12 protein-coding genes are annotated in these 12,669 nt (G+C 71.2%); 5 read left to right on the top strand and 7 right to left on the bottom strand.

Annotated features, from left to right (window positions below; all coding sequences use genetic code 11):
* The first annotated feature begins 46 nt into the window (after window positions 1-46).
* Window positions 47-985 (top strand): NADP-dependent oxidoreductase, encoded by a 939-nt coding sequence (locus tag ACZ7PG_RS42645; protein WP_470244910.1) that lies wholly within the window; start codon window positions 47-49, stop codon window positions 983-985.
* 5 nt (window positions 986-990) lie between these two features.
* Here the strand turns inward: ACZ7PG_RS42645 and ACZ7PG_RS42640 are convergent, their stop codons facing one another.
* The 7 genes from ACZ7PG_RS42640 to ACZ7PG_RS42610 all read right to left on the bottom strand — a co-directional run bounded on the left by ACZ7PG_RS42640 (window position 991) and on the right by ACZ7PG_RS42610 (window position 7,182).
* Window positions 991-1,875: an intradiol ring-cleavage dioxygenase gene (locus ACZ7PG_RS42640; RefSeq protein ID WP_470244909.1), complete on the bottom strand. Its 885-nt coding sequence runs from the start codon at window positions 1,873-1,875 to the stop codon at window positions 991-993.
* A gap of 125 nt (window positions 1,876-2,000) precedes the next feature.
* A complete protein-coding gene (locus tag ACZ7PG_RS42635; protein WP_470244908.1) occupies window positions 2,001-2,798 on the bottom strand; it encodes a dimethylarginine dimethylaminohydrolase family protein in 798 nt (265 codons plus the stop codon).
* A gap of 91 nt (window positions 2,799-2,889) precedes the next feature.
* Window positions 2,890-3,036, bottom strand: coding sequence for a hypothetical protein (locus ACZ7PG_RS42630; protein ID WP_470244907.1), 147 nt, complete (start codon window positions 3,034-3,036; stop codon window positions 2,890-2,892).
* A 90-nt stretch (window positions 3,037-3,126) separates the two neighbouring features.
* Window positions 3,127-3,699, bottom strand: coding sequence for a hypothetical protein (locus ACZ7PG_RS42625; RefSeq protein WP_470244906.1), 573 nt, complete (start codon window positions 3,697-3,699; stop codon window positions 3,127-3,129).
* A 208-nt stretch (window positions 3,700-3,907) separates the two neighbouring features.
* Window positions 3,908-5,233, bottom strand: a complete 1,326-nt coding sequence (locus tag ACZ7PG_RS42620; protein WP_470244905.1) for a helix-turn-helix domain-containing protein — start codon at window positions 5,231-5,233, stop codon at window positions 3,908-3,910.
* A 203-nt stretch (window positions 5,234-5,436) separates the two neighbouring features.
* On the bottom strand, window positions 5,437-6,654 hold the full coding sequence (locus ACZ7PG_RS42615) for an MFS transporter (protein WP_470244904.1): 1,218 nt from the start codon (window positions 6,652-6,654) through the stop codon (window positions 5,437-5,439).
* A gap of 231 nt (window positions 6,655-6,885) precedes the next feature.
* Window positions 6,886-7,182: a putative quinol monooxygenase gene (locus ACZ7PG_RS42610; protein ID WP_284750715.1), complete on the bottom strand. Its 297-nt coding sequence runs from the start codon at window positions 7,180-7,182 to the stop codon at window positions 6,886-6,888.
* 169 nt (window positions 7,183-7,351) lie between these two features.
* On the opposite strand from ACZ7PG_RS42610, the gene ACZ7PG_RS42605 reads away from it, so the two are divergent.
* From ACZ7PG_RS42605 to ACZ7PG_RS42590, 4 genes are all read left to right on the top strand, one after another.
* Window positions 7,352-8,737 carry an AlkA N-terminal domain-containing protein gene (locus ACZ7PG_RS42605; RefSeq protein WP_470244903.1) on the top strand — a complete coding sequence of 462 codons (1,386 nt, stop codon included), beginning with the start codon at window positions 7,352-7,354 and terminating at the stop codon, window positions 8,735-8,737.
* 20 nt (window positions 8,738-8,757) lie between these two features.
* The gene (locus ACZ7PG_RS42600; protein WP_470244902.1) at window positions 8,758-9,582 is read left to right on the top strand and encodes an isocitrate lyase/PEP mutase family protein; all 825 of its coding nucleotides are present in this window, start codon (window positions 8,758-8,760) and stop codon (window positions 9,580-9,582) included.
* Between the two features lie 164 nt (window positions 9,583-9,746).
* On the top strand, window positions 9,747-10,922 hold the full coding sequence (locus ACZ7PG_RS42595; protein ID WP_470244901.1) for an acyl-CoA dehydrogenase family protein: 1,176 nt from the start codon (window positions 9,747-9,749) through the stop codon (window positions 10,920-10,922).
* 41 nt (window positions 10,923-10,963) lie between these two features.
* Window positions 10,964-12,631 carry a peptide ABC transporter substrate-binding protein gene (locus tag ACZ7PG_RS42590; RefSeq protein WP_470244900.1) on the top strand — a complete coding sequence of 556 codons (1,668 nt, stop codon included), beginning with the start codon at window positions 10,964-10,966 and terminating at the stop codon, window positions 12,629-12,631.
* The last annotated feature ends 38 nt before the right edge of the window (window positions 12,632-12,669 follow it).

The raw sequence follows: 12,669 nt of genomic DNA, 5'->3' as shown, positions 1-12,669 counted from the left end.
TCAGTTGCTTCGAACTCGAAGCAGTCGACCGGCAAGGAGAACTCCGATGAAGGCAGTGCGTTTCCACGAATACGGCGAGCCCGGTGTCCTGCGCTACGAGGACGTGGAGCAGCCCGTCCCCGGCGCCGGCGAGGTCCGGATCCGCGTCGCCGCGACGTCGTTCAACTCCGTCGACGGCAACATCCGCGGCGGCTTCATGCAGGGCCCCATCCCGGTGGTGCTGCCGCACACGCCCGGCCTCGACGTCGCCGGCACGGTCGACGCGCTGGGCGAGGGCGTCGACGGTGTCGAGGTCGGTGCCGACGTCCTCGGCTTCCTGCCGATGGACGGCGACGGCGCCGCCGCGGAGTACGTCATCGCCCCGGCCGCGATCCTGGCGCCGGCGCCCAAGAGCGTCCCGTTGCCCGACGCCGCCGCGCTGCCGGTGGTGGGCCTCACCGCCTGGCAGGCGCTCTTCGACCACGGCAAGCTCCAGGCCGGGCAGCGCGTGCTGGTCAACGGCGCCGGGGGAGCGGTCGGCGGTTACGCCGTGCAGCTGGCCAAGCGAGCAGGGGCCCACGTCATCGCCACCGCCAGCCCCCGCAGCGGCGACGCGGTCAAGGCCGCCGGCGCCGACGAGGTCGTCGACCACACCACCACCGGCGTGACCGCGGCGGTGACCGAGCCGGTCGACGTCGTGCTCAACCTCGCGCCGGTCGACCCGGCCGAGCTGGCGGCGCTGGTCACCCTGGTCCGCCCGGGCGGGGTCGTGGTGAACACGACGGTGTGGATGCCCGCGCCGTCCGACGAAGAGCGTGGCGTGCGCGGCGTCGACCTCTTCGTCCGCAGCGACGCCGGCCAGCTGGCGCAGCTGGTCGAACTGGTCGACCGGGGCGAACTGCGCGTCGACGTCGGGCAGCGGGTGCCGCTGGCCGAACTGCCGGAGATCCACGCCCAGGCCGCCGCGGGCACGCTGACCGGGAAAGTCGTGGTCCTCGCGGACTGACGACTTCAGCGAGACGGTGGCTGCCCGCCACCCGACGGCTTGGTCGTCGTGTCCACGCCCACCTTGAGCGTCACCTGGTAGCCGCTGGTGACGTCGCCGGTCACCGTGGCGAGCTGCAACGCGCCGCTGTCGTCGCCGAACACGTTGTCGTCGCTCAGGCTCACCTTCGCGAGGTTCGCCACCGACTGCTCGTAGCCGGACTGCGCGTAGACCGCTTCGCACACGTTCTGCGGCAGGGCGACCTGCGAGGTGGCGATCGCGTTGGTGGCATCGGTGATGCCGGCCTGGTCGGGGTACACCTCGAAGTGGATGTGCGGCCAGCGGCCGTCGTAACAAGCGGGGAAGACGCTCCTGTAGCGGACCCGGCCGTCGGCGTCGGCGACCTGGACGCCGCGCAGGTAGTTCTCGTTCTCGATCCCGTCCGAATAAAGGGAATACCGGCCGGCGCGGTCGCAGTGCCAGGCGTAGACGGCCACGCCGGCGAACGGTGAGCCGCCCTTGGCCAGGTCGGCCACCACCAGCTCCAAGGTCATGGGCACGCCTTCGGCGGTCGCGCTGCCGGTGCCGAAGCTCGACCGGATGTCCGCGCGCACGACGCCGCTCTGCTCCAGCACGTCCGGCCCGTTGGAGCCGTCGCCCGGGTACGGTCCCGCGGTCTCGTCGGGGATCTCGCCCGATGCGGTCGAAGCCGACGACGTCGTCGTGCTACTCGAAGAAGTACTGGTGCCGCACGCGGTCAGCACGGCACCGGCCGCGCCGAGACCGAGGAACCGCAGCGCGCGGCGGCGGTTGAGCAGCGTGGCGACGTCGAAGCCGAGACCTTGGTCCACGACCTCGTCCCGCGGCCGGGGCAGGGGGCGGCCTTCGTAGGCCGGAGCAGGCTTTTCCATGCCTTCGACCTTCCCGGGAGAAGGTAGGGGACCGATGTGCGAGAGCTGTGAAGCGGCTTTGGAAACGAACATTACGGACGAACGCGGTGCCTGGCGAGGGGGGACGCCCCGCCAGGCGCCGCGCGTCAGGCGGGGTTGTCCAGGGTCAACGCCGTGCAGCGGATGCCGCCGCCGCCCTTGCGGAGCTCCGTCGTGTCCAGCTCCGTCACCGTCAGGCCCAGCGACCTCAGGTCCGCCGCCAGCCGCGGGGCTCCCGCGGTCATCGTGACCGTGCGGCCGTCGCTGATCAGGTTCAGCGCGAACGCCGCCGCCTCGGCCGGGGCCACCTCGATCAGCTCCACTCCCAGGCCCCGCAACGTCCGCAGGCTGGGCGCGTCCAACGCGGCGGGGCTGTACGCCAGGACCGAAGGAGCGATCACCGCCACCGCCAGGTCCAGGTCGTACCACTGGGGACTCGTCGTCCGCAGCGGCACGATCTCGTAGTCCAGGTGCCGCGCCAGAGTCCTGAACGCGCGGATGTCCGTGCGCTGCCCGTGGGCGGCCAGCAGCAACGGCCCGCACGCCAAGGCGTCGCCCTGGCCGCTGAACGCGTACGGCGTCGAGGCCACCTCGAACTCGTGGGATTCGAGCCAGGCCCGGTGGTGCGGGGTTTCGTCCGCCCGCTCGGGCGGGAGCGTCGCCAGCACCGCGCGGTTTCCCTGGACGACCGCCGCGTTGGCGGTGTAGGTCATGTCGGGGCAGGACGGGTCCGCGTCGACGAACTCGATCTTGCGGCCCGCCGCCAGGTGCGCTTCCACGATGTTCTCGTGTTCCACGATGGCGGCTTCGACGTCGGGCTGGACACCGACGTGCATGTACGGGTTGATTTCGTAGTCGATGCGGAAATACCGGGCGGAACACATCAAAAGCCGTTGGTGCGTCATGGGTTCACTCGATTCGTCGGTCGGGCGGGTGGTCCGGGCTGGCGGGAACCCAGCCCGGGAGGCGCACGGCCGGCGATCCGGGTGAGCCGCCTCAGCCCAGGCCGCGCAAGCGGAACAGCTCGATCGTCATGAGGTAGTCGGGCTGCGACCGGGCCGCGTCGATGCGCTGCGCGACCGTTGTGGCCGACGGGGCCGGCCGCAGGGCCGCGTTCACCGCGCGCACCAGTTTGGTGATCATTTCTTCTCCTCTTCTTCGCGGAACTCCGGGGAAACTCAGGGTGCCCGGGCACGGGGTCGCGGGTCTGGCCAGATCCGGACAGCTTCGCGGTCATCGCGTCGCGTTCAGGAAGCCGATGACGACGGCACCCCACCAGCACAGCTGCGAAACCGCCGTGGTGAGCCCGCCCCGGACGAGCAGGCGGACGGGCACCGGGTCGTCGAAGAAGGCCATGCGATGGCCCAGCACCGTCGCGTGCACGCCGTTGACGGCGAGCACGCCGACCAGGCAGAGCTTCACGACCGTGGCCGCGGAACCGAGGTCGGGGGAGAGCAGCGCGCCGCTCGCCACGAGACCCGTCAGCCCACCCCAGACCAGCAGGTGCAGCCGGGAAGCGCTCCGGACGGCCTCGGCGAACGGCACGCGCCCGAGTGCCCACAGCGCGAAGAAGTAGTCCGCGACCAGGACCGCGCCGAAGCCCACCACGAGGGAGGAGAGGTGGGCGAACAGCGCGATGTCGTGCCACGCCGCGCTCGGCCGCAGCCGCGTCGACAGCCAGATCGCGCCGGCGAGCAGCATGATCGAGGCAGACATGGCGTAATAGGCCGCGTAGCGTCGGTGGACACCGAGCCCCGACGGACGCGGGGTGGGCGGGATCCGTACCGGGATGCCGTTGTCGAGCATGACCTGTCCTTCCGGGAAATCCGTGGGGGGAACGGGTTCCGCCGGAACGACCGGTGCGTCCGACCTGCCTGCGTCAGCGGGAATCCGTGCTGTGCTGATTACAGGCCATCGCGGACTTGGCTGGGAGCGTTGTCCGCAAAGGACAATCAATCCCGTACTGCCGAGGAGAAGACAGGGACGGCGGCGTCGTTGCCGGGCCGTCCCGGCGCTAGGCGGACACCGGCCCCGCGAGGGCGGAAAGGTCGTGTCCGCCGGGTCCCACGGTGCTCAGCACGAAGGCGCGCACGAGCGGGGGCACCGTGTGCCCGTCGAGGTACGGGTCGGCGTGCGTGAGCAGGCCGGCGTCGGCGATCTCCTCGACGAGCTCGTCGAGCGTCGCGGACACCGCGTCGAACCCGCTGGGCGGGGTGCGGGCCAGCTGCTCCAGCAACTCCCGCGCGGGCGGGCTGAGCGTGCGGTAGGCCGACGTCAGGGAGTCGCGCAGGGAAAGGTCCCCGACGCACAGCCAGTCCACGGTGGTGCCGTTCAGGCGCCATTCCTCGACGACTCCCCGCAGGGTCAGCCGCGGTCGCGAGGCGATCTTGCGCAGCGCCAGGTCGAGCGCGAGCGGCAGGTCGCCGCACAGCTCGGCGAGGCGGTCACAGTCCGGACCCGCCGAGACGGCGACGTGCGGCAGTGCGGCGGTGATCATCGCGATCGAGTCGCCGCGCGGCAGCGGCGTCAGCTGCAGCCGGTGGACGTCGCGCAGGCCCAGCAGCCGTTTGCGGCTGACCAGCAGCGTCGTGCTCGTGGTGGTTTCGGCGAGCAGCGGGCGTACCTGCTGCTCGTCCTGGACGTTGTCGAGCACGACGACGATCCGGCGTTCGGCCAGCAGCGTCCGGTACAGCCCGGCCCGGTGGTCGAACGTGCCCGACAGCTGGTCGTCGTCGACGCCGAGCGCGCGCAGGAAGCCGTCGAGGACGTCGGCGGTCGCCGGTGCGGGCGGGACCCCGCCGCCGTGGCGCAGGCCGCCGAGGTCGGCGTAGAGCTGCCCGTCCGTCTGCTCCGCCGCGATCGAATGCGCGTAGTGCAGCGCCAGGTCGCTCTTCCCGACGCCGGCCGGGCCGCTGATCACCAGCGGGGTGTCGCAGGGGGACCGCAGCCACGCCAGCTCGGCTGTGCGGCCGGTGAACCCCCGGGGTCGTTGCGGTAGCTGTGCCGGGTGCGGCGGGCCACCGCGCCGCTGGAACAGCGTCGGTCTTCTCTTGCGCCCCCCGAACGGAGGCTGCGTATAGCCGCTCGTCGCGGCGTGCCAGTGCCGGCGCCACGCCTCGTCGTCACCGCCGCACGCGGCGACGAACGCGAGCGTCACCTGCAACGACGGCATCCGGTTGCCGCTCGCCGCGCTGGAGAGCACCGACGACGAGAACATCGCCGACCGGGCCATTTCCCGGTAGGTCGGGTTGCCGGCCCGGGCCCGCAGTTCGCGCAATTGCCGAGCGAACTGGGTCGCGATGCCACCGGACGTGTTGACGGGCTTTTCTGGTCTGCCCATGTGAATCCCCTTCCCCTCACTCACTCAGCGTCGCTCTTCGCGGCCGGTGTCTCTTCCGCTGTCTGGCGGTCTTGTTAGCCCGTTCGTGCATTGCTTTGACGCTTTGTAGATCATTGTTGTTGCTCGTTTACGTCTTTTCGGTTAATTGCGACAGCGCTCGACGGCCGTCCGCGCGCAGCGGACGGCCGTCGGGGTCGGGGGCCTCAGGGGGTGGCGGGGCGGCGGCCCGTCATGCCGAGCAGGGCGCACAGCGCCGACACCAGGCCGAGCGCGCCGCACAGCCACCAGACGCCGTTGCCCAGCGCGACCCACGCGGCGACGCCGAACAGCGGGCCGAGCGCCATGCCCAGGCCGAAGGTCGCCTGGTGGGCGCTGATGTAGCGCGCCTTGACCGCGGCGGGGAACGTCGAGGGGTAGGCGAACATCGTCGGCCCGTTGATCATGATCCCGAAGACGAACACGACCGTGCACGCGACGAGCGCGACCGCCGACCCGCCGCTGATCCCGAAGCCGGCGACCCCCAGGCCCATCAGCACGGTCCCGGCCGTGGCGGCGACGTGGCCGGGCCAGCGCGTGACGTAGGAGGTGATCTTCAGCTCGCACAGGATGAGCACGGCCGACGCGGTCACGAGGACCACGCTGTAGAGACCGGCGGAGTGGCCCTCGGCGGTGATCTTCAGCGGCAGCGAAACCGTGTACTGGACGTAGATGATCGACCCGATCAGCACCGAGGCCAGGAAGAACCAGAACCGCCCGTCACGCAGCAGCGTCCCGTACGCGGCCCGGGTCCCGCTCTCGGCGGGCGCCTGCGCGTCACGGTCGACCCGCAGGTCGGGCAGCAGCCGGACCGCCAGCACGGCGTAGAGCAGCGCGGTCGCCGCGTCGAACCACAGCAGGAGGTTCCAGTCGAGCAGGATCAGCCCCGCCGCGATCAGCGGGCTGAGCGCCGCGCCGAGGTTGAGGGCGATCCGCATCATCGAGAAGCCCATGACGCGGTCGCCGTCGGGCATCAGCTCGCTGAGCAGGACGGCGGCCGCGGGCCGGTAGCTCTGGGTCGCGAGGCCCGCGAGCAGCATCGCGGCCAGCAGCGGGGCGAGCATCCCGGGTCGGCCGAAGAACGGGACGAGGGCGAGGATCGCGGCCGAACCGGACATCGCCGCGGTGATGGTGGCGCGCGGGCCGATGCGGTGGACCAGCTCGCCGCCGGCGAGTCCGCCGAGGACCGAGCCGATGCTGTAGGCGGCGATGACGATGCCGGCCTGTCCCGCGGAGAAGCCGCGGAAGACCAGGTACAGCAGCATGAACGTCTGGACGAACGCGCCGAGCTGGTTGACCAGCACACCGCCCAGCAGGTAGCGGACGGGTGTGGGCGTCCGGCGCAGGACGGCCAGTACGCCGGCGGGTTTTTCGGTGGTGGTCACGGCCGAGCCTCCAGTGGCATGCGTTGGGGGGTGCCGCACCTCATCGGGTGCGGCTTCCTCATTGCAGCTGCCCGGCCGGTTGACCGGCAGAGTTGTTTCCGCCGGAAAATCAATTCGACCGTGACGTGGACTACTCGGATAATCGGAGCGTGACGCTGTTGTCGCGGAATTCACCTTACCCGCGCCCGGCCGGACGCAGCGATTGCTGCATCCGGCCGGTCAACGGGAGAATCAGAGCCCGACGATCAGTTCGTGGTCGATTTCGACGAACTCGGTGATCAGATCGGCGAACTTGCCGGCGATCAGTTCCTTGTAGGCGGCCGACCCGGTGTGCGCGTCGTAGGCGGCCTGGTCGGCGAAGTGCTCGACGAACAGCAGGAAGTCCGGCTTGGCGGGGTCGCGGTACACGCGGAAGGACACGGTGCCGTCCTCCTGCCCGGGGCCGAGCGGCGCGAACTCGTGCACGAGCGCCTCGGCCTCGGCCTGCTTGCCCGGCTTGAGGGGGATGGGGAACACCTTCGCCAGCATGGGAAAACCTCTCGGTAGTGCGGTGCTTGGTCCGGCGACCACTTTGCCGAGCGCGCGCGGCCGCGTCCGGCCACATCCGGACACGTCTCTTCTCCTGGTGTGCGCACCTGCCACGGTCGTGTCCGGATCTGGCTAGCGCGGCCCCCGCCCGATCGCCTACACCTGGGACATGACGACTTTTTCGGCCGTGGTCACGACCGGCATCTACTGTCGTCCCGGCTGCGGGGCGAAGCCGCTCGCGGAGAACGTGAAGACCTTCGAGCTCGCCGCCGAGGCCGAGGCGGCCGGGTTCCGGGCCTGCTTGCGCTGCCGCCCCTACCGCGTCGCCGGCCCGGTCGGCGCCGACGCGCCGGAGCTCGTCTGCCGCGCGGTGCAGCTGATCATCGCCGGAGCCTTGGACACCGGCACCGAGGCGGCGCTGGGCCAGCGGCTTGCGGTGTCCCCGCGGCACCTGCGCCGGCTCTTCCACGACCACCTCGGCGTGACACCGGACCAGCTCGCCCGGTCGCGCCGCGCCCACTTCGCGCGCCGCCTGCTCGACGACTCGGACCTGACCGTCGCGGACGTGGCGTTCGCCGCCGGGTTCGGCAGCCTGCGCCAGTTCAACCGGGACATGAAGCTCGTCTTCCGCGCGTCCCCGGTCGAGCTGCGCAACCGGCGCCGGCGGACCGACCGGCTCGCCGCCGACGGTGGCCTGACGGTGCGGCTGCCCTTCGCACCGCCCCTGCACTGGGAAGCGCTCAGCGCCTTCCTGGCCGAGCGCGCGGTCCCCGGCGTCGAGTCGGTGCGCGACGGCGTCTACCGGCGCACCATCAGCCTCGACGGCGAAGCGGGGGTCATCGAGGTGACGCGCGGCGGCGACGACCACCTGCTGCTGACCGCGCACATGCCGTTCTGGGAAGGCCTCATCCACGTCGTCGACCGCGTCGGGCGGATGTTCGGCGTCGACGCCGACATCGCGCCCGCCGAGGCCGCCTTCGCCGGGGACCCGGTGCTGGGCCCGCTCCTGCGCAAGCGGCCGGGGTTGCGCGTGCCGGGGGCGTGGGGCTCCTTCGAGGTCGCGGTGGAAGCCGTGCTCAGCCAGTACAGCGTCCGCGCGCGGGTGCGGCGGCAGCTGGCCGCGCTGGTCGAAGCGGCGGGCCAGCGCGTGCCCGGCCTCGAGCACAGCCTGACCCACCTGTTCCCCTCGGCCGAGACCCTGGCCCAGGCGGACCTGGCGGGGGCCCGGCTGCCCGCGGCGACCGCGAAGACGCTGCGCACGTTCGCCGCCGCCGTGGCCGCGGACGAGACCCTGCTCGACCCCGGGGCGAGCCTCGCCGACTGCACGTCCGCGCTGACGGCACTGCCCGGCATCGAGCAGAGCACCGCCCAGGAGATCGCGCTGCGGCTCGGGCACGCCGATGCGTTCCCGGCCACCGAGCGCACGCTCGAGACGATGCTGCTCGAGCACGACGTCTCCGCCGACGCCGGCCGGCTGGCCGCCGCCTGGCACCCGTGGCGCGCCTTCGCCGCGACCCACCTGATCGCCGCCGGTGTACCGACGCCGGCCGCCTGAACCACCGAGAAGGAGTACGGATGTCCACCAAGCGGCTCGCCGAACAGCTGCGTGCCCTGCACACCGACCGCACGCTGGTGCTGCCGAACGCCTGGGACGCCGCCAGCGCGGCCCTCATCGCGCGGGCCGGTGCCCCGGCGATCGCCACCACCAGCGGCGGGGTCGCCTGGTCCGCCGGACGGCCCGACGGGCACGGCCTCACGCGTGAGGAGATGGCGGAGCTGGTCGCGCGGATCGTGCGCGTCGTCGACGTCCCGGTGACCGCCGACATCGAAGGCGGCTACGGCCCGTCCGAAGCCGACGTCGCGGCGACCGTCCGCGCGATCGTCGAGGCCGGCGCGGTCGGGATCAACCTGGAGGACTCGACCGCTCCCGGCGGTCCGCTGTTCGACGTCCCGGCCCAGGTCGGGCGGGTCCGCGCGGCCCGTGACGCGGCGACCGCGGCCGGCCTGCCCGAGCTGTGGGTCAACATCCGCACCGACGTCTACCTGTTCGGCATCGGCGAGCCCGAAGGCCGCCTGGACGACGTCCTCTCCCGCGCGGGTGCCTACGCCGCCGCGGGCGCGGACAGCCTGTTCGTGCCGGGCCTGATCGAGCTGGAGACGTTGCGCGTCCTCGTCAAGGAGAGCCCGCTGCCGGTCAACGTGATGGTGTGGCCGGGCGCCCCGACCGTGGCGGAGCTGGAAGCGGTCGGCGTCCGCCGGATCAGCGTCGGCACGGCGATCGCGCAGGGCGCCTACGCGGTCGCGCAGCGCGCGGCGGTCGAACTGCTGGAGCAGGGCACCTACACCGCGCTGGAGGGCGGGCTCGACTTCGGCGCGGTCAACAGCGCCGTGACCGGCTGATTCTTCCCCCGGGACAGGGCCGCGACGGAGCTTCCGTCGCGGCCCTGTCCACTTCGTTTTTGCGCCCCGTTGATTTTCCTTGGTGGACAACCGTTTCCATCAATTAAACCGCTGGCTTCAATCACTTCCACAGCCGAGAAGAAGACCTCGAGGGAAGTGATGTGATGACCGTAGTCGAGCCGTTGGCGGTCCGCCCGCCGGAAACCGCGGCGGAGATCCTCGCCAGGGCCCATGCCCTCGCCCCGGTGCTGAGGGACCGCGCCGAGGAGATCGAGCGGGCCCGGCGGCTGCCCCCGGACGTCGTGGACCTCCTGCGCGGCACCGGAGTGTTCCGGATGGGGTTCTCCCGCACGCACGGCGGTCCCGAGCTGACGTCGATCGAGCAGACCGAGGTGATCGAAGCCTTGGCCTACGGCGACCCCGGGGCCGGGTGGTGCGCGATGATCGGGTCGGACACCGGTCTCTACGCCTCGTTCCTGGACCACGCCGTCGCCGAAGAGATGTTCCCGAGCCTGGACATGGCGACCGCGGGGCTGCTCTTTCCCAACGGCCGGGCGGAAATCGTCCCCGGCGGCTACCGCCTGACCGGCCGCTGGCAGTTCGGCAGCGGTGTCACCCACGCCGACTGGGTCGTCTCCGGAGCGTTCCTGTACCGCGACGGTGAGCCCGAACACGACTCGATCCTGCTGATGGTCCCGAAGTCCGACGTCGAGGTGCTCGACACCTGGCACACCACCGGCCTGGCGGGCAGCGGCAGCTGCGACTACACGATCACCGACGTGTTCGTGCCCGCCGAGCACACGCTCACCTTCGCCGACGTCCGCGGCGGCTCGGGTCCGCTGGCCCAGCCCGAGGTGCACATGCGGAACATGCCGGGCGTCGCGCTCGGTGTCGCCCGCGCCGCGCTCGACTTCGCCACGGACGCCGCCGTCTCCGCGGGCCGCGAAGACGACTACCGCACGCAGACCACCCTCGCCGACTGCGAAGCCGACTTCGCCGCGACGCGCGAAGGCGTCTACGGCGCGTTGCGCCGCCAGCACGAAGTCCTGTCCGCCGGCGGTTCCCTCGACGACCTGACCCCGCGCGAGCGGGCCGCGCTGCCGCTGTCACGGCGGCACGCGTTCCGCACTGCCCGGGCGATCGTCACCCGGCTCTACGACCTGGTGCAGACCACCGCGATCTACCGGCCGTCGCCGCTGGACCGCTGGCTGCGCGACACCACCACGATGTGCCAGCACATCGTGGCGCAGGACCGGATCCTGCAGACCGCCGGCGCCCACCTCCTCGGTGGCCGCCCCGCGTTCCCGCTGGCACTGGGCATCACCTCCAGCCGGCGCTGACTCCACCCCGTCCCACCCCCCGAATAAGAAGGAAGACACCCATGCGCAAGCTCCGGGCCGCCGTCTGCGCGGCCGCCGTGCTCGCCGTGACACTCACGGCGTGCAGCACCCCGAGCGGCACCACCACCGCCGCTCCCTCGCCCGACGGTGCCGCCGCGCCCGCCGCGGCGAGCATCGACCGCGACGCGGTCATCAGCTACAGCGAGACCGAGCCGGCCAACCCGCTCGTGCCCGGCAACACGACCGAGGTCGGCGGCATCAGCGTGCTGGGCACGCTCTTCCGCGGCCTCATCGAGTACGACGCCAAGACGGCCGCCCCGCACAACGCCGTCGCGGACTCGATCACCACCACCGACTCCAAGGTGTGGACCATCAAGCTCAAGGACGGCTGGACGTTCCACGACGGCACGCCGGTCACGTCGAAGAGCTTCGTCGACGCGTGGAACTACACCGCGTATTCCCCGAACCTGATGGCGGGCGCGAGCTACTTCTCGCATGTCGTGGGCTTCTCCCAGGTCAACAACGCGACCGCGGACGGCAAGCAGCCGGCGACCCTGCCGGCGGCCAAGGATCTCTCGGGCCTGAAGGTCGTCGACGACAAGACGTTCACGGTCACCCTCGACGCGCCGTTCTCGGAGTTCGGCGTCCAGCTCGGCTACGCGGCGTTCTTCCCGATGCCGGCGAGCTTCTTCGCCGACCGCAAGGCGTTCGAGGCGCACCCCGTCGGCAACGGCCCGTTCAAGTTCGAGTCGTACACGCCGGGCAAGGACCTCGTCGTCAAGCGGTTCGACGGCTTCGCCGGCACGCAGAAGCCGAACATCGGCGGCATCGACTTCCGCTTCTACACCGACCTGGACCAGGCCTACGCCGACGTCCTGGCGAACAAGCTCGACTTCCTGTCGTTCACGCCGTGGACCTCCACGCAGGGCGGCAAGATCAAGAAGGACCTGCCCGAGGACCGGCGCAAGACCTACACCTACCTCGGCTACCAGGCGATCGCGTTCCCACTGTTCGACAAGCGCTACGACAGCCCGCAGTTCCGCCAGGCGATCTCCATGGCCATCGACCGGAAGGCACTGATCCAGAAGGTGTTCAACGGCGGCCGCACCCCGGCCGACGGCCTGGTCGCCCCGAACGTCCAGGGCCACCTGGACAACCAGTGCGGCGAGCTGTGCACCTACCAGCCGCAGAAGGCCAAGCAGCTGTTCGACGCCTCGGGCTTCCAGGGTGACATCGAGCTGACGTCCAACATCGACTCCGGCAACCAGGAGTGGATGGAGGTCATCTGCAAGCAGATCCAGGACTCCCTCGGCCGCACCTGCAAGTTCACCCCGCAGACGACGCTGGGCGACTTCCGCAAGCAGCTCAACAACCGGACCGTCACGGGCATCTACCGCTCGGCGTGGGTCGCGGACTACCCGTCCATCGAGAACTTCCTCAACCCGCTCTTCCGCACCGGTGCGGCCTCGAACGTCGGCCAGTACTCGAACCCGAAGGTCGACGACCTGCTCAAGCAGGCCGACGCGGCGCCGTCGCAGAAGCAGGGCCAGGCGCTCTACCAGCAGGCCGAGAAGCTCGTGCTGCAGGACATGCCGACCATCCCGATCTGGTGGCAGTCCGGCACCGCGGCCTGGGCGCCCCGCCTGCACAACGTCCAGCCCACCCAGTTCCGCGAGCTCGACCTGTTCAGCGTCACCGTCAGCAAGTAGCTCCCTGCGGCGCGCCGCGACCCGGCGCGCCGCAGGTC

The sequence above is a fragment of the Amycolatopsis sp. NPDC114504 genome (assembly GCF_055633595.1).
This window is presented reverse-complemented; position numbering and strand designations above follow the sequence as displayed.